15 protein-coding genes and 2 pseudogenes are annotated in these 21,461 nt (G+C 67.4%); 12 read left to right on the top strand and 5 right to left on the bottom strand.

Annotated features, from left to right (window positions below; all coding sequences use genetic code 11):
* Positions 1 to 49 precede the first annotated feature (49 nt).
* The 3 genes and pseudogenes from ACIRRA_RS40735 to ACIRRA_RS40725 form a co-directional block, all read right to left on the bottom strand.
* Positions 50 to 181, bottom strand: coding sequence for a hypothetical protein (locus ACIRRA_RS40735; protein WP_402779892.1), 132 nt, complete (start codon positions 179 to 181; stop codon positions 50 to 52).
* A gap of 550 nt (positions 182 to 731) precedes the next feature.
* A pseudogene (locus ACIRRA_RS40730) lies at positions 732 to 1,067 on the bottom strand (acyl-ACP desaturase); the annotation flags it as partial.
* Positions 1,068 to 2,021: 954 nt separating this feature from the next.
* Positions 2,022 to 2,555, bottom strand: coding sequence for a nuclear transport factor 2 family protein (locus tag ACIRRA_RS40725; RefSeq protein ID WP_402779890.1), 534 nt, complete (start codon positions 2,553 to 2,555; stop codon positions 2,022 to 2,024).
* Between the two features lie 166 nt (positions 2,556 to 2,721).
* Between ACIRRA_RS40725 and ACIRRA_RS40720 the strand changes: the two genes are divergently transcribed.
* Complete coding sequence (locus tag ACIRRA_RS40720) at positions 2,722 to 3,315, top strand: TetR/AcrR family transcriptional regulator (RefSeq protein ID WP_402779888.1); 594 nt, start codon at positions 2,722 to 2,724, stop codon at positions 3,313 to 3,315.
* 273 nt (positions 3,316 to 3,588) lie between these two features.
* On the top strand, positions 3,589 to 6,693 hold the full coding sequence (locus ACIRRA_RS40715; protein ID WP_402779885.1) for an NAD-glutamate dehydrogenase domain-containing protein: 3,105 nt from the start codon (positions 3,589 to 3,591) through the stop codon (positions 6,691 to 6,693).
* On the opposite strand, the gene ACIRRA_RS40710 is transcribed toward ACIRRA_RS40715, so the two are convergent.
* A complete protein-coding gene (locus ACIRRA_RS40710; RefSeq protein ID WP_402779883.1) occupies positions 6,677 to 8,203 on the bottom strand; it encodes a PucR family transcriptional regulator in 1,527 nt (508 codons plus the stop codon). The two genes, ACIRRA_RS40715 and ACIRRA_RS40710, sit on opposite strands and share 17 nt — an antisense overlap.
* 142 nt (positions 8,204 to 8,345) lie before the next feature.
* Here ACIRRA_RS40710 and ACIRRA_RS40705 point away from each other — a divergent pair, with 142 nt between their 5' ends.
* From ACIRRA_RS40705 to ACIRRA_RS40670, 8 genes and pseudogenes are all read left to right on the top strand, one after another.
* A complete protein-coding gene (locus ACIRRA_RS40705; protein WP_402779881.1) occupies positions 8,346 to 9,776 on the top strand; it encodes an aminobutyraldehyde dehydrogenase in 1,431 nt (476 codons plus the stop codon).
* A 47-nt stretch (positions 9,777 to 9,823) separates the two neighbouring features.
* Positions 9,824 to 11,164, top strand: a complete 1,341-nt coding sequence (gabT, locus tag ACIRRA_RS40700) for a 4-aminobutyrate--2-oxoglutarate transaminase (protein WP_402779878.1) — start codon at positions 9,824 to 9,826, stop codon at positions 11,162 to 11,164.
* A gap of 20 nt (positions 11,165 to 11,184) precedes the next feature.
* A complete protein-coding gene (locus tag ACIRRA_RS40695; RefSeq protein ID WP_402779877.1) occupies positions 11,185 to 12,642 on the top strand; it encodes an NAD-dependent succinate-semialdehyde dehydrogenase in 1,458 nt (485 codons plus the stop codon).
* 142 nt (positions 12,643 to 12,784) lie between these two features.
* Positions 12,785 to 14,338, top strand: coding sequence for an APC family permease (locus tag ACIRRA_RS40690; protein WP_402779876.1), 1,554 nt, complete (start codon positions 12,785 to 12,787; stop codon positions 14,336 to 14,338).
* Between the two features lie 45 nt (positions 14,339 to 14,383).
* On the top strand, positions 14,384 to 15,349 hold the full coding sequence (locus ACIRRA_RS40685) for a nitrilase-related carbon-nitrogen hydrolase (RefSeq protein ID WP_402779874.1): 966 nt from the start codon (positions 14,384 to 14,386) through the stop codon (positions 15,347 to 15,349).
* Positions 15,349 to 16,374 carry an agmatine/peptidylarginine deiminase gene (locus ACIRRA_RS40680; RefSeq protein ID WP_402779872.1) on the top strand — a complete coding sequence of 342 codons (1,026 nt, stop codon included), beginning with the start codon at positions 15,349 to 15,351 and terminating at the stop codon, positions 16,372 to 16,374. The genes ACIRRA_RS40685 and ACIRRA_RS40680 overlap by 1 nt, the downstream gene beginning before the upstream one ends.
* A 147-nt stretch (positions 16,375 to 16,521) precedes the next feature.
* A complete protein-coding gene (locus tag ACIRRA_RS40675) occupies positions 16,522 to 17,886 on the top strand; it encodes a flavin monoamine oxidase family protein (protein ID WP_402779870.1) in 1,365 nt (454 codons plus the stop codon).
* Between the two features lie 179 nt (positions 17,887 to 18,065).
* A pseudogene (locus tag ACIRRA_RS40670) lies at positions 18,066 to 18,236 on the top strand (IS110 family transposase); the annotation flags it as partial.
* 125 nt (positions 18,237 to 18,361) lie between these two features.
* Here ACIRRA_RS40670 and ACIRRA_RS40665 read toward each other — a convergent pair.
* Positions 18,362 to 19,486, bottom strand: a complete 1,125-nt coding sequence (locus ACIRRA_RS40665; protein ID WP_402779868.1) for an NAD(P)H-binding protein — start codon at positions 19,484 to 19,486, stop codon at positions 18,362 to 18,364.
* A gap of 108 nt (positions 19,487 to 19,594) precedes the next feature.
* Between ACIRRA_RS40665 and ACIRRA_RS40660 the strand changes: the two genes are divergently transcribed.
* Together ACIRRA_RS40660 and ACIRRA_RS40655 are read left to right on the top strand one after the other, a co-directional pair.
* A complete protein-coding gene (locus tag ACIRRA_RS40660) occupies positions 19,595 to 20,179 on the top strand; it encodes a TetR/AcrR family transcriptional regulator (RefSeq protein ID WP_402779866.1) in 585 nt (194 codons plus the stop codon).
* A 435-nt stretch (positions 20,180 to 20,614) separates the two neighbouring features.
* A complete protein-coding gene (locus ACIRRA_RS40655; RefSeq protein WP_402779864.1) occupies positions 20,615 to 21,424 on the top strand; it encodes a tyrosine-protein phosphatase in 810 nt (269 codons plus the stop codon).
* The last annotated feature ends 37 nt before the right edge of the window (positions 21,425 to 21,461 follow it).

The following is a 21,461-nucleotide window of genomic DNA, read 5'->3' as shown; positions in this document are numbered from 1 at the left end:
AGTGCGTTGACTGCGGCTCGGATCGCACACTCTCTGCCCTGATGGCACGTTATTGGAGTACGTCCATCGCGGCCTCGTAGAAGGCCCGATCGACTGCGTCCTCGGTCAGGAACCGATCGGCGCGATCGTCGCCATCCACCTGGCTCACCGCGTCGGCGAGCCGCTGCAATCGCCCGATCACGACGTCGGGCGATCTCGACCAGTCGACATCGAAGGGGTGTCGCCTACACAGGGCCGTGAGAAGCTGAGTAGGCGTTGGCGAGTTGAGAGGAGATGCTCACGAATAACATGTAGAACGGGTCCGGGGGACCGGAGGGACCTTCGCCGCCGATGGGAGCCACGACGCTTGGCTCGAGAGGAATGTCCGCGGCAGCAGGCCCTGCCGTGAGAAGCATTGCGGCGGCGGGAAGTCCGGCCAGAGTTGCGAGGACAGCATTGCGGGTATGGCGGCGTTTCATGAGCCCGGACACTAAGTGAAATTATTGTGTTTCGCATCGTTTCGAATGCCCCAAATCCTGAGGGCACCGTCAAAAACAACTCAACCGCGCCAGCAACCGAACTGCCGTCAGGACAAGCCCCGCCCTGCCCCACGATCCAGTGCGTGGGTTCGCCCTGTGCAATCGCCACATAATCGGCAGTAGCGGACGTTTTGCGCCGCACCAGGTTTCGGCCGCCGGCGCGCCCCGCGCTCGCCCGTTCGGGCAGCGCGGTATGCGGCTACTTAACGCGCATTACTCCTCGGCCAGTCGCTGGTTTTGCCGGTTGGCTTCCCGAGCGAGGCCCCGATCGCGTTGGTCCTCGAATCGTGCGGTGTCGATTCGCAGTTTGTCCAGGTGCTCTCCGAGTTCGTTGCGCAGCCGGTCGCCGTGGGTGCTGAAGTCGTTGCGTTCGAAGACTTTCCAAGTTCGCAGGACCGGCAGCACGACCTCCTGGAGGTGCTGGCGCGGGTCGTAGATGCCGTGCTTGGCCATCTGGACGGCGTTGCGTCGCCAGTTGGGCATGCCAGCGCCTGGCATCTGGAAGTTCTTCAGCATGAGGGTGATCGCTTCGATGGTCTGGTCGGGTGCTGCACGAGGTAGGGACCGCAGAGCCACGGGCATCCCTTGAAGATCTACTCGAGTGGTGTGAAGGGACTCTCTCCGACGCTGTATGGCTGTTACGGCGTGTTCTACGGCTCGATCTGGGAGTAGCGACAGACGATTCCCACATCGAACACGACTGCCAGCCACTGCGCGATCGTCGGCGCGCCCGATTCGGTGATAGGCGGATTGCGAGCTGACCATGCCGCGACCGGCACCCGGGCTGGCCGGACCCCTATCCACGTTTCGGACTACCCGGTGGTGCAGTCGATCTCACGACCCCAGCAGCGCTGACCGCAAAACCTGAGGTCCGACAGAAACGCTTAGCGCCGGATCCCGGGCGATTGCGCCACTACCCCCCTTAGAGACAGAACATCAAGCGAACCCGCGACGGCACCGAGCGTGGACGTCATGTTTCGAAGTCGCCGACTTCCCATCCGCTGGCCAGCGCCCCGGCAAACCGCGAGTTTGACAACTGGTCGCTCGACCAAGTTAGGTTAGGTTGCCATAAGTTAATCAGACCTGAGTAGACCGACGAACGGAGAACACCCTTCATGTGCTTGGCAATCATTGGCCTGATCACCGCCGCTCTCGCCGGGACCGGCAGCGCCGGCGCAGGCTCTGCCGCCGCCCACAATCTCCCGGCGATGCCCTGACCAACCGGTAGTTGGCACGAGAAACGCAGCGCCCGCCCGAGTTTCGGGCGGGCGCTGGTGGCTGTCGCGCGGCGAGACTCATCGAGCGTTTCCGAGTAAGGGATCGCGGTAGTTATCGCCGAAAATCCAACGACGTTTGGGTTGCGCGCTAGTAGGGGGTGATCTGCCAGGGCCAGGGACCGAGCCCATCACCACCCGCGCGGGGCTGCACCACGAACCGAGCCGTGACCACGGCTACGGCCTGTTGCCCCAGCCGGGACGGCTGGTTTCTCATCGCCGCCCGCTATCAGACACCGGTGGAATGGCCCGGGATCAGCCTCTGGTCGATCGAGCGGCGTGGGAGCCCGAGACCCGAACGCCACCAACGCAACCACGCACGCGGACGGAGCACCACCGCTCCGATCAGCTGGGTGGGATCGAGGTAGGTGACCCGCCCGCGGACCAGACCGTCCTCGAACCAGAACCGGTCACACGCATCCCAGGTCACCGGCTTGCCCCCGAGCGTGCCGCTGAGCCGCACCTCGATGTGTACGCCACCGTCGAAGACGTTGGCGGCGATCACCTCTCCGCGGAAGTCCGGCATCAACGCGTAGACACGCGAGAACAGGTCGAGCAGTCCGGCGGGGCCGATCGCGACCGGGGTATGTGGTTGCACCGCTTGATAGTTCGGATGTGTCAATCGGTGCAGACGCGCCACGCTCTCGTATGCTCCGGCACCGAAGGCCTCGGTGAAGACCTCAACCCACTGTTCAGGGCTGTCGATGCGGGTGGGGAAGGTGTCCGGAGTGGAGGATTGCCGGGTGGGGTCAACGGCTGCCATGTCGGTCCTATCGAGTTTTGTCCGCGAAGATCTGCCGGTCCTGTCTGTCAGCGTACGTCCGGATGCCGGTAAAAATCTATAGACTGGTCTAGTAAAAGAAGGGCCCGCTGTCGCTGAGGTGCTGCTGAAGGCTGGATCAATATGTTGACTGGTCTATCCTGACGTAATGGCGGGAACATCCAAGGGAGCCCAGACGAGTAGCCGCTTGGTCGAGACGATGCTGGAGTTGATCCAGGCCCACGGTTATGCCGGAACCGGCCTGAACACGGTCGTCGAACGTGCTGGAGCACCGAAAGGGTCGCTGTATTTCCACTTCCCCGAAGGAAAGGAACAGCTCGGCGAGCGGGCCGTCGAGCAGGCAGCCGAGCAGTACCGCGTGCTGCTCGCCGACGCCGCACTGCGGGCAGCCACACCCGGTGCGCTGGTGCGGGAGGTTGTGGAGGCCTTGGCGCAACTTACGCTCGACAGCGACTTTCGACTCGGCTGCCCGGTATCGGTGGTCACGCTGGAGGTCGGAGCCCACAGCGAGCGGCTGCGCACGGCGTGCGCGACGGCGTTCGATTCCTGGATCGGCCCGGTGACCGAATACCTGATCGCCGCAGGCCACCCCAAGGCCTCGGCACACACGCTGGCGACCGCGGCAGTCAGCGCCGTCGAGGGCGCGGTGATCGTGGCCCGCGCCAAACGAGACATCGAACCACTGCACAGCACAGCGCAAGCGCTCGCCACGCTTCTCGACGCCTCGATCCCCGAGTCCTGAACAACAACACCGTGACCCGACCGGGACTGCCCCGCCACCACTTCGATCACAAGTCCCGGGTTATGCCGACCAACCCAACCCTGCAACCCCACCGACCGGGGTCCCGATAGTTTCCGGTGGGACACTTCCCCTCAGGCGAGTGGGGTCGTCCGGCAATGGACAGGGCGGTGGATTGGGGTCGAATGAGCGTGCCGGTTCGTCCACTGTGTCGTGGGTCTCAATGCGGCAGATTGGCTGCGGACGGGGACCGATCGCGCACAGGGAGTTGAACGGATGCACCGCGGAGCAGGCACCGGCACGCTGGACGAACAGCGGATCGATGCTGTCCCCAGACTGGAATTCGAGCGGGTCGTGGGTGAGCCGCCGTCGGCGCGATTGGTCTGGCATGGCGCGCCGCCGCATCTCACCACGCTGATCGAGGTCTTCTCGGCGCTGGGATTGCAGGTGATCACCCATGAGGTGAGCGGCGATGAGCTGCGTGCCGTGCATCGGTTCACCTTCGGCCCCGCCGCTTTTCCGCTGCACGAGCGGACGGCCGAGCTGATCGCGGAAGCGTTCCTGGCAGCCGTGGACACCGCGGTGGAGGTCGACGGGTTGATCGGTTTGATCGGCACGGCCGAGCTGGCGTGGCGGGATGTGGTCCTGGTGCGTGCCGCGTGCCGGTATCTACGGCAGGTGGGCCTGCGCCTGAGCGAGGCCACGGTCACCGAGATCCTTTCCGCCCATACCGAATTCGTGCGCGCGTTCGTGGAGTTGTTCCACGCCAGGTTCGATCCGGCGCGAACCACGGGGCGAGCCGAGTCGGTGGCCGCCGCCGATGCCGCGGTGCAGCGACGGGTGGAGGCCGCGGCCACGCTGCCGGAGGATCAGCTACTGCGCGGCCTGCACACCTTCTGCACCGCGGTACTGCGCACCAACTGGTATCTGCCGGGTCGGGCGGTGGCCGCGTTCAAGGTTGATCCGGCCCGGCTCTCGATCTCGGCCCCGGTCACGCCCCATCGCGAGATCTTTGTGCACGCGGCCGATGTGGAGGGCAGCCACGTACGAGGCGGCGCGATCGCCCGCGGCGGCTTGCGCTGGTCGGATCGCGGGGACGATTTCCGCACCGAGGTGCTCGGGCTGATGAAGACCCAGACGGTCAAGAACGCGGTCATCGTGCCGACCGGCGCGAAGGGCGTGTTCGTGTCCCGGCGCGGAAGCGATCCCGCCACCGTCGAATTGGCGTACGCGGCGTTCATCGGCGGTCTGCTCGATGTCACCGACAATATTGTCGACGGCGTGACGATCCCGCCCGCGCACTGCGTGGTGTACGACGACCACGATCCGTATCTGGTGGTCGCGGCGGACAAGGGCACCGCGCGCTTCTCCGATCTGGCCAACCGTATTGCGGTATCGCGGGGTTTCTGGCTCGGCGACGCGTTCGCCTCGGGCGGTTCCAGCGGCTACGACCACAAGGCACTGGGCATCACCGCGCGTGGCGCGTGGTGCTCGATCCGGCAGCATCTGGCCGAGCTGGGCATCGACGCCGATGCGCAGTCGTTCACGGTGGCGGGTATCGGCGATATGTCGGGCGACGTCTTCGGCAACGGCATGCTCGAAACCGATCGGATCCTGCTGGTGGCGGCCTTCGACCACCGCCACATATTCCTCGACCCGGACCCGGATCCGGTGCTGTCGCACGGCGAGCGCAGCCGCCTGGCCGGCCTGGGTCGCAGTAGCTGGTCCGACTACGACCGCGCCCTGATCTCGGCGGGCGGCGGCGTCTGGCCGCGCACCGCCAAGTCCATCCCGCTCTCCCCCGAGGTGCGTGATCGGCTGGGCGTCACCGCGACGGAACTGCCCGCGCCCGAGGTGATCCGGGCGATTCTGAGTGCCGAGGTGGACCTGCTGTTCAATGGCGGCATCGGCACCTACGTGCGCGGCGTCGACGAGCCCGACACCGAGGTCGCCGACCCGGCCAATGACGAGGTGCGGATTCCGGCGTCGCGGCTGCGCGCCCGGGTGGTCGGCGAGGGCGGCAATCTGGGACTGACCCAGCGGGCGCGCATCGAGTTCGCGGTGGCGGGAGGCCGAGTCAATGCCGATTTCATCGACAATGCGGCGGGCGTGGCGATTTCCGATCGCGAGGTGAACCTCAAGATCGCGCTCGCGGCCGCCGTGACCGCGGGCTCGCTGACCCCGGCCGAACGGGATCGGCTGCTGGCCGACAATGCCGACGCGATTGTCGCCGCCGTGCTCGCCGACTGCGATCGGCAGACGCTGGCCATCAGCCTGGCCGAGGCGCACGCCCCCTTCCTGATCGATCGCCACGGCCGTTTGATCGAGAACCTGGAGCAGGCCACCGGTCTCGACCGCGCCGCCGAATTCCTGCCCACCCCGGCCGAACTCGCCGCCCGCCGCCGCGCGGGAACCGGCCTGGTGCGCCCGGAGATCGCGGTACTGCTGGCCATGTCCAAGAACCTGGTCCGCGATGAACTGCTGGCCGCCGGAATCCTCGACGATCCGGTGGTGGCCGGGACCCTGTTGGGCTACTTCCCCGATTCGGTGCGTACCCGGCTGGGTGAGGACGTGCTTCGCGTGCACCCGGTGGCCCGTGAGATCGTGGCCGTGGCGGCGGCGAACCAGGTGATCAACCGGGTCGGCCCCGGCATGATCCACCGCCTGGAGGAGCGCCTCGGCGCGGGCACCGCGCACATCGTGCTGGCCTGCACAGTTGTTCACACCGTGCTCGATATCGACAGCTGGTGGCGCGACGCCCTCGCCCTGCCGGGCGTCTCGCCGCAGGTACGCGTGAGCGTCCTCAACGGTATTCAGGCGGCCGTCGAACAGGCTACCGCCTGGTTGCTGACCCAGCCCGGCTCCGGTTCCTGGTCCGAGGAGATCGACCGCCAGTCACCGCTGGTCGCGGAATTGATCGCGGTGCTGCCGCGCCCCTGCGGGCATCCCGGACGCGACCTGGCGAACCTGCGTCTGCTGGCGCAGGCGCTGCCGCTGAGCGAAACCGCCCGGCGCGCACAGCTTCCGGTGCCGCTGGTTGCGCAGACCTACCGCGAGCTGGGCGATCTCATCGGTTTGGACTGGCTGGCAGCGGCTTTCGACACGAAGCCCGCGTCGGACCGCTGGGAGAGCCTGGCTGCCGCCGTGCTGGGTGAGGAATTGCAGTCGCGGTGGCACGCACTCACGGCCGCGGTCCTCGCCGGGGCCGGCCCTGCCGCCTCGGCCCGCGATCTCGTGAGGGCCTGGGGCGAAACCGATTCCGCCGCAAGGCTGCTGGGACTGGCCGCTAGCCTGCGCCGCTCCGGCGTCGTCGATATCGCCCGCCTGTGCGTGGTCAACGCCGAATTGGCGGAGGCGGCCGGGATCAGCGCCGGGCGATAACGGCCAGCAGCAGCTCGGCCCGCACCCGTGCGGTATCGAGCCGGCAGCCGAGCACAGATTCGATCTTGACGATTCGGCTGCGCAGCGTATGCCGGTGCACGCCGAGGGCCTTGGCCGCGGCTTCCCATTGCCCGTGGGACTCGAGGTAGGCGCGCAGCGAGTCGACCAGGTTGGTGCCGTGCCGGTCGTCATAGCCGACGAGCGGTGCGAGCATGGCTTCCGATACCGTACCGAGCACCCGCCGCGCCTCCGGAAAGGTCAGCAGGGAGTGCCCGGACAGCGCGGAGAGCTCCTGCGGGCTCGCCCCGGGCAGCGCCGCGGACGCGGCCAGCTCCGCGTGTTCGATGGCGGAGGCGAAGCGGCGTAAGGGATGTGGCGCGCTGATTCCGGCGCGCACGGTGGCGCGCACGCTCGCGGGCAAGGACCGCAGCAGCTGCTCCGCCGATTCCTCGGTATCGGTTCCGGCCAGCAGAATGGCGGCCCGATCGTCGGCCAGATGGGCGAACAGCTGCGTGCTCAGCGTCACCAGCCGCGTGTCGACGGCCTCGACGACCCGTTCGGCGATGTCCGCCGAGGGACAGCGCAGCACTAGAGCCCGTACCCGCCCGGCCCGGTCGGCGGCCGGAGTCAGATGCCCCCATACAGTGTCGAGCGCGGTCGGTTCCTCGAGCAGCATGCCGATAGCCTGAGTGTTCAAGCGGTTCTGCGCGATTCGCAGTCGCGCGGGCTTCTCGAAGTCCAGGGCGAGCAGCGAGCTGGCGTGCCCGAGCAGCACCTGGTCGACAGGGCTCAGCGCGGTCGTGGTCACGACGGCGAGATGTCCGTGCGCGACGGGCCCGGCCGCGATGGCCTGCACGGCGATGAAAACGTCTGGGGCCGTGTGGATCACGCCGCTGGCCGCGCCTTCGCCGCGGGTCCCGAGAAATTCGGCGATCTTCTCGGTGATCTCGGCGGACACCGGCCCGGGATGCACGTCGGTCACCACGCCATCGGCGCCGACGACGATCACGGTGGCCGACAGCGCCGCCGACAATTCCTTGATGACCGCGGGCACGCCCTGGATCGCGGCGCGGGTCATGCGCGGCTGGCTGCGCGAGGCCCGCAGCACCTGTTCGTACTCCTGTTCCGCAAGCCGCTGCATGACCTTCTTGGCGATCGCGCCGAACGGCGTCGGCAGCGGCACCTCGAACAGCGGCAGCCCGAGCTCATCGGCGGCCTCGACCAGGTCCTCGGGCACGGTCGCGTGCGTGAGCCCGACCCCGAATCCGACGCCGACCACCCCCACCGAATCGAGATCACGCAGGTAGCGCAGTCGATCGGGGCGACTGAGCGGCAAACCCATGCCGGTGGTGAGCACCAGTTCCCCGCCGGAGAGCCATTGCTGCGGTTCGGTGAGCTCGGAGGTGATCGCGAGCGTGATCTCACGGCCCAGTCCGGCACCACCTCCTTTGAGTACCAATCCCAGCTCAGGCTGGGACAGGACCCATCGGACCGGAATTCCCGCACTCATAGCTCTCCCACAGCAACTGGACAAAATGGTGAAACCCCACTCTTGTGCCACACCGATTCGGCAGGTGACGCAGGGGTGTGTCGCGCAGCACACTCGGTGGCAATCAAGCAGCACTGGCCACATCACACGAGAACGGGCAGACATGACCACGGAGATACTTCGCAACTACATCGACGGCCAGTTTACGGCCGCCACCGCAGCGGAGTCGTTCGACCTGATCAGCCCGGTGGACGAGTCCGTGACCGGCCGCAGCCCGATCTCCGGGCCCGCCGATGTCGATGCCGCCGTGGCCGCCGCCTCTCGCGCCTTCCCGGCCTGGAAGGCTGCCACTCCGAGCCGCCGCCAGGCCGCCCTGCTGAAACTGGCCGACGCCATCGAAGCCAATTCGCAGGTCCTGGTCGAGGCACAGTCCCGTGATACCGGCCAGCCCAAACATCTGGTCGCCTCCGAGGAGGTCGCCGCGGGCGCGGACCACCTGCGCTTCTTCGCCGGGGCGGCGCGACTGCTGGAGGGCAAGTCGGCCGGTGAGTACATGGAGGGCTTCACCTCCTATGTACGTCGCGAGCCGGTGGGCGTGATCGGCCAGGTGACGCCGTGGAACTACCCGCTCATGATGGCCATCTGGAAGATCGGCCCGGCGCTGGCGACCGGCAACACGGTCGTCCTCAAGCCCAGTGACACCACTCCCCGCAGCACCCTGGTGCTGGCCGAACTGACCCGGGGCATCCTGCCCGACGGCGTCTTGAACGTGGTGCTCGGCACCGCGGGCACCGGGGCCAGTCTGGTCGCGCATCCGGCCCTGGACATGGTGGCCATCACCGGTTCGGTGCGCGCGGGCATCGAGGTGGCCACCGCCGCCGCCCATCAGGTGAAGCGGGCGCATCTCGAACTGGGCGGCAATGCACCGGTCCTGGTGTTCGACGACGCGGATCTAGCACTCGCCGCCGACCGCATCGGTGATGCCGCCTACTTCAACGCGGGTCAGGACTGCACGGCCGCCACCCGCGTGCTGGTGCACGAGTCCGTGCACGACGCCTTCGTGGAGGCCCTGGTCAAGAAGGCGCACACGGTGCAGCCGGGCCTGCCCGACAATCCGGATGCCGCTTACGGCCCGCTCAACAATGCCCGCCACTTCGAGTCGGTCACCGCCAAGATCGCGGCGCTGCCCGCGCACGCCACCATCGCCACCGGCGGTGTGCGGATCGGCGAGCGCGGCTTCTTCTTCGCCCCGACCGTGGTGACCGGTGTGCGCCAGGACGATCCGATCGTGCAGGAGGAGATGTTCGGCCCGGTGATCACCGTGCAGACCTTCGCCGACGAGTCCGAGGCCATCCGTCTGGCCAATGACGTGGTCTATGGCCTGGCCTCCAGCGTGTGGAGCCGCGATCACGGTGTGGTGCAGCGGGTTTCGGCTGCGCTGGACTTCGGCGCGGTGTGGGTGAACTGCCATATTCCACTGGTCGCCGAGATGCCGCACGGCGGTTTCAAGCGCTCCGGCTACGGCAAGGATCTGTCCGCCTACGGCGTCGAGGACTACACGCGCATCAAGCACGTCATGAGCGCACACGACTGATTCCGAGCCGCACCGGCCCCCGAATTCCCTTCCGCAGAAAGACTTTCATGACAGAGATCAGCTACCGGATTCCTCAGCAGCGGGTGCTCCGGACCGCCCTGCCCGGCCCGCGCTCGCAGGAATTGGCGGTGCGCCGCAAGGCCGCCGTCGCCGCGGGCGTGGGTTCCACCGCCCCGGTGTACACCGCCGATGCCGATGGTGGGGTCATCGTCGATGTGGACGGCAATGCGCTCATCGATCTCGCCGCGGGCATCGCGGTCACCAGCGTCGGGGCGTCGCATCCGAAAGTCATTGCGGCGATCAAGGATCAAGCTGAGCGGTTCACCCACACCTGTTTCATGGTGGCCCCCTACGAGGGCTACATCGAGGTGGCCGAGCAGTTGGCCGCGCTGACCCCGGGCGATCACGAGAAGCGCAGCGTGCTGTTCAATTCCGGCGCGGAAGCGGTGGAGAACGCCATCAAGGTGGCGCGCCTGGCCACCGGCCGCCCCGCGGTGGTCGCCTTCGATCACGCCTATCACGGCCGCACCAACCTGACCATGGCGCTGACCGCGAAATCCATGCCGTACAAGCAGAATTTCGGCCCGTTCGCGCCCGAGGTCTACCGGATGCCGATGTCGTATCCGTTCCGCGACGGCGGCCAGGACGGCGCGTCGGCGGCGCGGGAGGCGATCACCCGGATCGAGAAGCAGATCGGCGCGACCTCGGTGGCGGCCATCATCATCGAGCCGATCCAGGGCGAGGGCGGATTCATCGTGCCCGCACCGGGATTCCTTCCGGCGCTGGCCGATTGGGCCCGTGCCAATGGCGTGGTGTTCATCGCCGACGAGGTGCAGACCGGTTTCGCTCGCACCGGCGACTGGTTCGCCTGCGCGCACGAGGGCGTGGTGCCCGACATCATCACCATGGCCAAGGGCATCGCGGGCGGTATGCCGCTCTCGGCGATCACCGGCCGCGCCGATCTCCTGGACGCGGTACACCCGGGCGGCCTGGGCGGCACCTACGGCGGCAATCCGGTCGCCTGTGCCGCCGCGCTGGCCGCCATCGACGCCATTCGCGAGCACGATCTCAATGCCCGCGCCCGCCGCATCGGCGAGATCGCCCTGACCCGCTTCCGCGCACTCGCGCAGCAGGTTCCGGCCATCGGCGAGGTGCGCGGCCGGGGCGCGATGCTGGCGCTGGAGTTCGTCCGCCCCGGCGGCACCGAACCCGATGCCGCCCTGACCGCCGCCATCGCCGCCCGCTGCCTGGAGCAGGGTGTACTCACCTTGACCTGCGGCACCTTCGGCAATGTGATCCGGCTGCTGCCGCCGCTGGTGATCGGCGAAGACCTCCTGAACGAAGCCCTGGATGTGTTGTGCACCGCTATCGGTGATCTCACCGCGTAATCGACTGCTGAGGAAATCCATTGTCCGAGTTCGACTTCGTACGCGCCCTCGTTCCGACCGGTGTGTGGATCGACGGAGTCGCGGCCGCCGCGCACGGCGGCCGCACCTTCACCGTGACCGATCCGGCCACCGGTGACCTGCTCACCGAGGTCGCCGACGCGGGCCGCGAGGACGCCCTGCGGGCCCTCGACTCGGCCTGCCGCGTGCAACCGGAGTGGGCCGCAACGGCTCCCCGCGAGCGCTCCGCGATTCTGCGCCGGGCCTGGGAACTGCTGGTGGATCGCACCGAGGAAATCGCGCTGCTGATCACCCTGGAGATGGGCAAGACCATCGCCGAATCGCGCGGCGAGGTGGCCTACGGCGCGGAGTTCCTGCGCTGGTTCAGCGAGGAGGCGGTCCGCATCGGCGGCCGCTACACCACCGCGCCCGCGGGCACCGGCCGCATTCTGGTCACCCAGCAGCCGGTCGGCCCGGTACTGGCCATCACACCGTGGAACTTCCCACTGGCCATGGGTACTCGCAAGATCGGCCCGGCCCTGGCGGCCGGGTGCACGGTGATCGCGAAGCCGGCCGAGGACACCCCGCTCACCATGCTGGCGCTGGCCGCGATCTTCGCAGACGCCGGTCTGCCCGAGGGTGTGCTGTCGGTGCTGCCGGGCAGCGATGCCGCGGCCATCACCGCGCCGCTGCTGGCGGATTCGCGTTTGCGCAAGGTGACCTTCACCGGGTCCACTCGCGTGGGCAAGCTGCTGCTGCGGCAGGCCGCCGACAATGTGCTGCGCACGTCCATGGAACTGGGCGGCAATGCGCCGTTCATCGTGTTCGAGGACGCCGATCTGGACCAGGCCCTCGATGGCGCGATGGCCGCGAAGATGCGCAATGGCGGTGAGGCGTGCACGGCGGCGAACCGTCTCTACGTGCACAATTCGCTCCGCGAGCAATTCGCGTCCCGCTTCGCCGAGCGGCTGGCCGCGCTGCGCGTCGGCCCCGGCTATCAGCCGAACGTCGATCTCGGACCGCTGATCAACGAGCGGCAGCGCACGACCGTGACCGAACTGGTGGACGACGCGATCGCGTCCGGAGCCGTGCTCCGCACCGGCGGCAAGCCGCTCGACGGTCCGGGCTGTTTCTTCGAGCCCACCGTGCTCGACAATGTGCCGCGCACCGCGCGGATCCACCGCGAGGAGATCTTCGGCCCGGTCGCCGCGATCTACGGTTTCGATACCGAAGCCGAGGTGGTGGCCGCCGCCAATGACACCGAATTCGGTTTGGCGGCTTATGTTTTCACGAAAGACCTCGATCGCGCTCTGCGCGTGAGCGACGCCCTGGAAGCAGGCATGGTCGGCATCAATCGCGGCGTCGTCTCCGATCCGGCCGCTCCCTTCGGCGGAGTCAAACAGTCCGGCCTGGGCAGCGAGGGTGGGTCCGAGGGGATCCACGAATACCTCGACACCAAATACGTCGCGCTCACTCGCTGACGTCGTCTCCCGGCACCCCGGCCCCTGCGCCGGATCTCGTGCCAGACCGGCCGTTCCAGGTCGGTGTCTCCACGTGGCGCGGCGCCGGTGGGAGCGCGCTGGTCGCTCCCACCGCTGCCAGACCCTCGCAAGAGGAGCTCTCATGCTCATCCAGAATTCTCCGGGGATCGAATCATCCGCCTCGAGCGGCAAGGGATTGGCTACCAACAAGATCGGCGTGCTGGCCGGGGCCGTGCTCAGTATCGCGTCGATCGCGCCCGCCTATACGACGACGGCCAGTCTGGGTTTGATCGTCGCCGCGGTCGGCCTCAAGATGCCGGCGCTGCTGATCGCCGGATTCATTCCGATGTTCCTGGCGGCGTACGCCTATCGCGAGTTCAATTCCGAAACTCCGGATTGCGGAGCCTCGTTCACCTGGTCGGCACGATCCCTGGGCCCCTATGTCGGCTGGATGGCCGGGTGGGGTTCGGTGATCGCCGTGGTGATCGTGCTGGCCAACATCGCGGCGGTCGGCGCGGAGTTCCTGTACCTGTTCGTGGGCAAGCTGGTGGGGTCGGAGACCATCGCGACCCTCGGTGAGAACAAGCCGATCAATATCGTGACGACGCTGGCATTCCTGGCGGCGGCCGGGTGGGCGGCCAGCCGCGGCATCACGTCGAGTGAGCGCCTGCAGTATGTGCTGGTCGGCTTTCAGCTGACGGTGCTGCTGGTGTTCGCAGGCGTGGCGCTGTGGAAGGCGCTGGCCGGGGACGCGCCGTCCGGGCTGAGCTTCGACATCGACTGGTTCGATCCGTTCACCGGACTCACCCTGGGCGCGTTCGCCATGGGCTTGATCGGGTCGGTGTTCCTGTACTGGGGCTGGGATACCGCGCTCACCCTCGGTGAGGAGTGCAAGGATCCGCAGCGCACCCCCGGGCGGGCCGGAGTGCTGTCGATTCTGACCGTGCTCGGCACGTATCTGCTGCTGGCGGTGGCGCTCATGTGGTACGCCGGAGTCGGCGAAACCGGTATCGGACTGGGTAATCCTCAGACCTCTGACAATGTGTTCGGCGCGCTGGCCGAACCGGTGCTCGGCGGCAATGGCGAGATTCTGCTGTACCTCGCGGTGCTGGTCTCCACCATCGCCAGCCTGCAGGCCACCTTCCTGCCCGCGGCTCGCGCCATGCTCGCCATGGGCACCTATCGGGCGCTGCCCAGCCGGTTCGCCTCGGTGCACCCGCGCTATCAGGTGCCGCGGTTCACCACCGCGGTCGCCGCGGTGGTGGCGGGCGGTTTCTACGCGCTGACCGCGCTGCTGTCGCAGCACGTCCTGCAGGACACGATTGCCGCGCTGGGTATCATGATCTGCTGGTACTACGGACTGACCGCATTCGCGTGTGTCTGGTACTTCCGTAATCGGTGGTTCGCCTCGGGCCGCGATTTCCTGTTCAAGCTGTTGTTCCCGCTGCTCGGCGGGGCCATGCTGCTCATCATCTTCGCCATCTCGGTGCGGGAGAGCCTCGATCCGGCAACCGGTAGCGGCGCCGAGATTTTCGGCATCGGGCTGGTGTTCTATCTGGGGTTCGGGATTCTGGTGCTGGGCGCGGTACTGATGCTGGTGCAGCGCTGGCGGGATCCGGCGTACTTCCGGAGCCGGACATTGCCGCGCGCAGTGTCGGGCGATCCGATGCCCGCCGTGCAGGCACCCACCGTCTAGCGAATCCCGCTGCGCCGCAATCTTATTCCCACTACAGGAGGAATCATGCACCTCGTCACCTGTTTCGAACCGCCCGTCTCGCACGCCCGGGTCGGCGAGCCGGTCCGCCCGCCGCTGCGGGTGGCCCTGGTACAGCACCGCTGGCAGGCCGACGCAGATGCGCTGCGCGCCGAGCTGAGCGCGGGGATCGCCCAGGCGGCCGAGCTCGGAGCGAAGGCCGTGTTCCTGCCGGAGCTGACGCTGAGCAAATATCCGGCATTCGTGCGCGGCGGCGACAATCCGTGCGCCGATGCCGAGGATCTGACGACCGGGCCCACCTTCACCTTCGCGGCGAAAACGGCCATCGAGCACGGCGTGTTCGTGCACGCCTCGCTGTACGAGCGCGTCGATCAGGGCGACGGGCTGGGCTTCAATACCGCGATCCTGGTGTCCCCCAGCGGCGAACTGGTCGGTCGCACCCGCAAGCTGCACATTCCGATCAGCGCCGGTTACTACGAGGACACCTACTTCCGCGCGGGCCCGGCGACCGAGGAGTCCTACCGCCCGCACACGCATCCCGATCTCGGTGACGTCCGCATCGGCATGCCGACCTGCTGGGACGAGTGGTTCCCCGAAGTGGCGCGGCTGTACTCGCTGGCCGGAGCGGACGTGATCGTCTACCCGACCGCCATCGGCTCCGAACCGTCCTTCCCGGCCTTCGACACCCAGCCGCTGTGGCAGCACGTGATCGTCGGCAATGGCATCACCAGCGGCACATTCATGGTGGTGCCCAACCGTTTCGGTGACGAGGGCGAGATCACCTTCTACGGTTCGTCCTTCATTTCCGACCCCTACGGCCGGATCCTGGCACAGGCCCCGCGCGACGAGGCGGCGGTGCTGGTCGCCGATCTGGATCTGGATCAGCGCGGCGACTGGCTGGCCCTGTTCCCGTTCCTGGACACCCGCCGGCCCGACACCTACGCCCGCCTGACCGCGCCGGTTGATCACGAGCACCCCTTCGAGCGGCCCTGATGACCTGGCACATGCCCGCCGAGCACGCACCGCATCGGCGCACCTGGATGGCGTTCCCGCCCGCCGGGGCGCAGATCACCGCGACCCCGCAGGCGGTGACCGAGGCCCGGGCGGCGTGGACGGCGGTGGCCCACGCGGTCGCCGAGTTCGAACCGGTCACCATGGTCGTGGATCCGGCCGATGTGGTCGCGGCCCGGACCTGCCTGTCGAGTGCGATCGAGATCGTCGAAGCGCCCCTCGACGATGCCTGGATGCGCGATATCGGGCCGACCTTCGTGCACGCCACCGACGGGTCGGTCGCGGCGGTGGACTGGGTGTTCAACGGCTGGGGCCAACAGGATTGGGCCAGGTGGGAACACGACTCGAGGATCGGCCGGGCGGTCGCGGCGGCGGCCGGGACGCCGGTGGTGGATTCGCCGCTGGTCAATGAGGGCGGCGGCATCCAGGTCGATGGCGCCGGGACGGTCATCGTCACCGAGACCGTGCAGCTGGACCCCTACCGCAATCCGGACCTGACCAAGCCGCAGGTCGAGGCCGAGTTGCGCCGCACGATCGGCGTCGACACGGTGATCTGGCTGCCGCGCGGGCTGTGGCGGGACTCGCAACGATTCGGCACCCGCGGGCATGCGGACATCGTCGCCGCGCTGCCCGCCCCGGGTGTGGTACTGGTGCACGATCAGCGCGATCCCGAGCATCCCGATCATGCGCTCAGCCGGCAGCTCATGACGCAGATGGCCGCCGAAACCGATTCGGCCGGAAAGCCTTTCGAGGTGGTTCCGGTACCCGCTCCGCGAACGCTGCGGGACGAGGAGGGCTTCGTCGACTACAGCTACATCAACCACTACGTGTGCAATGGCGCGGTCATCCTGTGCGGATTCGACGACCGCAACGACGCCGAGGCCGCGGCCGTGCTGGCCGATGTCTATCCCGGCCGCGCCATCGTGACCGTCGACGCGCGGGAGATCTTCGCGCGCGGCGGCGGCATCCACTGCATCACCCAGAACGAGCCCTTGCCCGCACGCTGACAACTCGGCCGGCACGCCGGAATGGCGATTGAGGGGCCGGCCAATTTGCCAGAGTGTAGCGAGCGGGGCCGTGAGCGTACCCACATACTAGAAGCAGCAACCCTCGGGTTATCTCCAGGAAAACTCGATGTTCAGCAAGGAGTTCTCGTGCCTGTCATCACTCGCGATGTCGTGATCGTCGGCGCCGGGCCGTCCGGCCTGACCGCCGCCACCGAACTACACAAGGCCGGTTTGACCGTAGCCGTGCTCGAGGCTCGTGATCGAGTCGGCGGCCGCACCTGGACCGGCGATATCGAGGACGCGATGATCGAGATCGGCGGTCAGTGGTTGTCCCCGCATCACACCGCTGCCCTGGAGCTGGTCGAGGAACTCGGCCTCGAGACCTTCTCCCGCTACCGAGACGGCGAGTCGGTCTACCTGGCCGCTGACGGGACCCGGCATCGGTTCACCGGCGATGTCTTCCCCGCGGCCGCCGACACCGCCGCCGAGATCGATCGGCTCATTCAGCTGCTCGACGGGCTGGCCGCCGAGGTCGGCGCGGAGCAGCCGTGGGCGCATCCGCTTGCGGCCGAACTGGATTCGATCCCGTTCAGCCTGTGGCTGCAGCGCCAATCCGACAACGACTACGCCCGGGAGACGGTGGCTTTCTTCGTCTCCGGAGCCATGCTGACCAAGCCCGCACACACCTTCTCGACGCTGCAGGCACTGCACATGGCCGCTGCGCAGGGGTCCTATACCGCGCTGGCCACCGACACCTTCATGCTGGACAAGCGGGTCATCGGTGGCATGCAACAGGTTTCGCAACGCCTGGCCGCCGCCATCGGCGACGATGTGCACCTGAATTCGCCGGTGCGGAAGGTGCAATGGTCCCAGACCGGCGTCAGCGTCTTCGCCGACGGCGATCTGGAGGTGCGCGCCGACCGTGTGGTGCTGGCGGTGCCACCGAATCTGTACTCCGGCATCAGCTTCGACCCGCCCATGCCGCGTCGTCGCCAGCAGATGTACCAGCACATGTCGTTCGGTTTCGTGGTCAAGGTGCACGCGGTATACCCGACCCCGTTCTGGCGCGCGAAGGGCCTGTCGGGCACCGGTTTCAGTGATACCGACATCGTGTCGGAGATCTACGACAACACCAACCACGACGCCACCAACGGCGCGATGGTCGGCTTCATCGCCCACGAGCAGGCCGACGCCGTGTTCGAGATGAACCCCGCCGAGCGCAGGCAGGCCGTGCTCGACTGCCTGGTCCGCTACCTCGGCCCCGAGGCCGCCGACCCGGTCGTCTACTACGAATCCGACTGGGGCGCGGAGGAATGGACCCGCGGCGCCTACGGCGTCAGCTTCGACCTGGGCGGCATGACCCGCTACGGCCGCGACCACCGCGACCCGCTCGGCCCGATCCACTTCTGCTGTTCGGACCTGGCAGGACACGGCTTCCAACACGTGGACGGCGCGATCCGGATGGGCCGCCGCGCGGCCGCCGCCATCGTCGCCGAACACAGCCTCGTATAGCCACACTGCCCCTCGGCACCCGTCTGTCCCTCGGTGTGCGGCGGCTCCGGGCCGAACGCCGCACACCGATACCGACCACCGTGGTGGCATCGCCCTCCCCCACGATCAGCCGGATATCGGCGACGTGCTCGTGTGTGCCAGGAATGAACCGGCCCAATTGCACCAGATCGATGCCGTGCGGACCGGCGGGAATCCAGGCCGCTGGGCGACGCAAAACCACCATCGGCTTCAAACACGCGCCCCGGATGGGCGCTCGGCTGGTCGATGAGATCCTGGCCGCGCTGCCTGCGCAGTCGGTCACCATTCCCGGTTCCAACGCCGCCGAGATCGTGCTCCCGCCGCGCCCTGACCGACCCACCCACCGCCGACACCCGCTACCTCCCGCTGGCCTACGTCGTGGCCTGGTTGGGTATTGCGCTGACCCTCTTGCTGGTTCCGCTGTGGACGATCCACGCCGGGTACCTGCGCCACCGCGCTATTGGCCCTTCCGCTGCTGGTGGAGGCCTGGGTGATCGGATTGCTCACCGCTCTCGTCGCGATGTCCCGCTGACGGGTCGTGGGAGTTCAGCCAGATCGGTGAGTGCACGGCCAGGGCGGAATGGTCGACCGGCGGGTTGATGCCCTGGCGGGCAAGCGCATCCAGGTTCGGTGCGCGGGTCAGCGCCGCGTGCACGAGATGAGCGGCGGCGCGCAGTTTCGCGGTGGCGGTGCGTGCGGTCACCGGGCTCGACCTGGCGTAGCGGCGAACGATCTGGTCGAAGGGTTCGGGCGGGGATCCGCCCACCCCGAGGACGGCGTCGGTGGGTGCACCGACACCGAAGGCGTTGCTTCGGTAGTCCTGGAGAAACCAGTAGAGCTGGCTGATGACGAAGTCGGAGAAGCCAAGGGATTTAGCGACTTTGAGGAAAAGGGGGAGGGGAGCGTCGCGGTACTCGACTGTGCGGTCCAGGGCGAGGGAGAAGGATGCGGCGATTTCATCGGGGGCCAGGAGCCGGGGGCCGGTGGGGCGGTAGGTGTTGCCGATGTGTGGAGCCGGATCGGTGAGAGCGCCGACGATGACCCTGGCGATGTCTTCGTTCGAGGGTGGGGCGTTGCGGCCCTCGCCCAATGGCATGGCCAGCAAGCCGAATTGGGCGGCGGCTTCGAGTCCGGCGAGGTAGTTGTCGGCGAACCAGCCGGGGTTCACCACGACGAGGTCGGCTTTCGAGATCGATTGCAGGACTTGGTTGCTGAGCCATTTCTCGCGGGCGTGGACCGCGGGGTGCAGGGGATCGGCCACCCATTGGCTGAGCGCCACGACGATCTCGAGGTGGGCTGATTGGGCCGCGGTGGCGAAAAGCGTTGCCCGGCGCAGGGTCCCCGGTTCCAAGGGTGGGCAGAAGTAGGCCCGCTGGACGCCGGTCAGGTTCGCGGTCAGGTCGGACAGATCCTCCAGCGATCCGACTCTGACGTCGGCCCCCGCCTCCCGCAGGCGGGTGCTACGCGCATCCTCGCGATGCACCATGGCGCGCACCGGGTAGCCGCGGGCGAGCAGTTGGAACGTGGTGGCGGTTCCGGTTTTCCCGGATGCCGCGGTGACCAGGATCGTCGGCTTGGACATGGCCGCCTCGATTTTTTTGTAGTGGTCGATACAGAAAATCGTAGCGAGGTTCGGCGGCTACCGGAAGCAAACTGTAGTAACTGCTCCAATTTGTGACACGCTGGTCGTATGGGGCGTAAGCGGGCATTCGACTACGACGACGTGATCGAGCGTGCCACCCGGCTGTTCTGGGCCAAGGGGTACACGAATACCTCGCTAGCCGAGCTGCTCGAGGTCATGGGGATCCGCGAGAGCTCCTTCTATCACTCGATGAAGAGCAAGAAGCAGCTCTATCTGGAGTGCTTGCGCCACTACAACGACACCGTGACGCGGCGGCGCTGGGAGGCGCTCACGGCCGAGATCTCGATACGGGACGGTGTGCGCGCCTACTTTCGCGCGGTGCTGGAGGACCTCGACGACCCGGCCGTCCCCAATGTGTGCCTGATGGCCGGAAGCCTGTCGGCGGATGTGCTCGGTGACGACGAGCTGCGCGACTACATCCTCACCGAGATGCGCACCCTGGAAACGGCACTGTCCGAGCGGCTACTGCTCGCCGCCCGGACAGGGGAACTGCCGCAAGACTTTCCGGCCGAGGTGGCCGCCCAAGTGGTCGTCACCTTCCTGCAGGGCCTGTTCCGCGTGATCCGCGTGCTCGATGACCGAGCACGGATGGAACGTCAGATCGAGGCCCTGCTCACCGGTTTGGGGCTGTGAACGCTCAGAGGCGCGTTCGTAGGTCAAAGTCCTCTTCAATCGGACCCGAATCCGCACGTCAGCACTGAACACGACTTCGAACATTCACACAGTGACTCGCAGCGGTAGATGGCGGTGTTGTCGCACCCTCAGGTGGCGCCGACGGGGCTGATGTGGTCTGCGGCCTGACGCCGCGGCTCTTTCGAACGTCCGCTATGCCGAAGATGAATTCCGGAGTCGCCTGCGTGGGCGAGCCCTTTGCGCGACGGAATCGCCTGGCAGCCCACCCCTGCGCAACCTTTCGCACCGATCCGTGTCCGACACAACAGTCGCCGACTGCTCGTCCACTGATTTTACAGATCGTCAGTGAATCGTCGATGACTCTGCCAGGATGCTGCCTGTCGGCGTTCCGCCGTGTGACGTGCCGTCGACCCGATCGAGAGGAACTCTCCGCCCATGATTCGACCTCGTACCCTCGGTGCCGCTGTAGTGCTGACCGCCGCTCTGACCTTCACGGTGGCGCCGAACCTGGCGGCGGCGGCCACACCGCCACCCCCACCGACCGGTAGCGTTCTGCTGGACCCTGCTGCCCGCTCACTGAACCTGTCCGGCGTGGAGAACGCGCGCGACGCGGGCGGTTACCGCACGATCGACGGCCATACCGTGCGCAGCGGCCTGGTCTTCCGGACGGCCGCGCTGTCGAGCGCCACCACTGCTGATGTCGCTGTGCTGGCCGCGCACAACGTGAACTCGGTGCACGATCTGCGCACCAGTTACGAACAGTTGCTCTCGGGCGCGGACAAACTGCCGGCGGGCGCATCCGACCACCACGACGACGTGATCGGCCAGGCCCCGCTGCCAACCCTGCTCAGCAGCGCCTCCGCCGCCCAGAACGTGTACCCGGCCTTCATCACCGCCCCCGGCGCCAATGCGGGCTTCGCGGACGTGATCCGTGACATCGCCTACGACAACGCCGCGGTGGTCTTCCACTGCACCGCGGGTAAGGACCGCACCGGATGGGCGGCCGCGGTGCTGCTCACCATCCTGGGCGTGGACAAGGACACCGTCTACTACGACTTCCTGCTGTCGAACTACTACCGCAACGCCGCACCCGGCGACACCAACAACGGAGTCACCACAGCAGAACTCGATACCGCGTTCGCTCAGGTGAACCAGAGCTACGGCAGCTTCGACAACTACGTGCACAACGGGTTGGGCCTGACCGCGGCGGACATCGCAGCGTTGAAGGCCAAGATGCTGGCCTGACAACGCCCTTCACCGCCGGAATTCGGAGCTGGCCAAG

Origin of the sequence: Nocardia sp. NPDC101769, assembly GCF_044766925.1 — a bacterium.
In the GTDB taxonomy this organism is placed as follows: Bacteria; Actinomycetota; Actinomycetes; order Mycobacteriales; family Mycobacteriaceae; genus Nocardia.
Note: the sequence above shows the minus strand (reverse complement) of the source record. Positions and strands in the feature narration are given on the sequence as shown.

Bases quoted from the DNA above. Each gene is read 5' to 3' on its own strand.
- ACIRRA_RS40725 (WP_402779890.1), bottom strand. From the start codon at position 2,555: ATGGCAGCCGTTGACCCCACCCGGCAATCCTCCACTCCGGACACCTTC.
- ACIRRA_RS40720 (WP_402779888.1), top strand. From the start codon at position 2,722: ATGGCGGGAACATCCAAGGGAGCCCAGACGAGTAGCCGCTTGGTCGAG.
- ACIRRA_RS40715 (WP_402779885.1), top strand. From the start codon at position 3,589: ATGCACCGCGGAGCAGGCACCGGCACGCTGGACGAACAGCGGATCGAT.
- ACIRRA_RS40710 (WP_402779883.1), bottom strand. From the start codon at position 8,203: ATGAGTGCGGGAATTCCGGTCCGATGGGTCCTGTCCCAGCCTGAGCTG.
- ACIRRA_RS40705 (WP_402779881.1), top strand. From the start codon at position 8,346: ATGACCACGGAGATACTTCGCAACTACATCGACGGCCAGTTTACGGCC.
- gabT (WP_402779878.1), top strand. From the start codon at position 9,824: ATGACAGAGATCAGCTACCGGATTCCTCAGCAGCGGGTGCTCCGGACC.
- ACIRRA_RS40690 (WP_402779876.1), top strand. From the start codon at position 12,785: ATGCTCATCCAGAATTCTCCGGGGATCGAATCATCCGCCTCGAGCGGC.
- ACIRRA_RS40685 (WP_402779874.1), top strand. From the start codon at position 14,384: ATGCACCTCGTCACCTGTTTCGAACCGCCCGTCTCGCACGCCCGGGTC.
- ACIRRA_RS40680 (WP_402779872.1), top strand. From the start codon at position 15,349: ATGACCTGGCACATGCCCGCCGAGCACGCACCGCATCGGCGCACCTGG.
- ACIRRA_RS40665 (WP_402779868.1), bottom strand. From the start codon at position 19,486: ATGTCCAAGCCGACGATCCTGGTCACCGCGGCATCCGGGAAAACCGGA.
- ACIRRA_RS40660 (WP_402779866.1), top strand. From the start codon at position 19,595: ATGGGGCGTAAGCGGGCATTCGACTACGACGACGTGATCGAGCGTGCC.
- ACIRRA_RS40655 (WP_402779864.1), top strand. From the start codon at position 20,615: ATGATTCGACCTCGTACCCTCGGTGCCGCTGTAGTGCTGACCGCCGCT.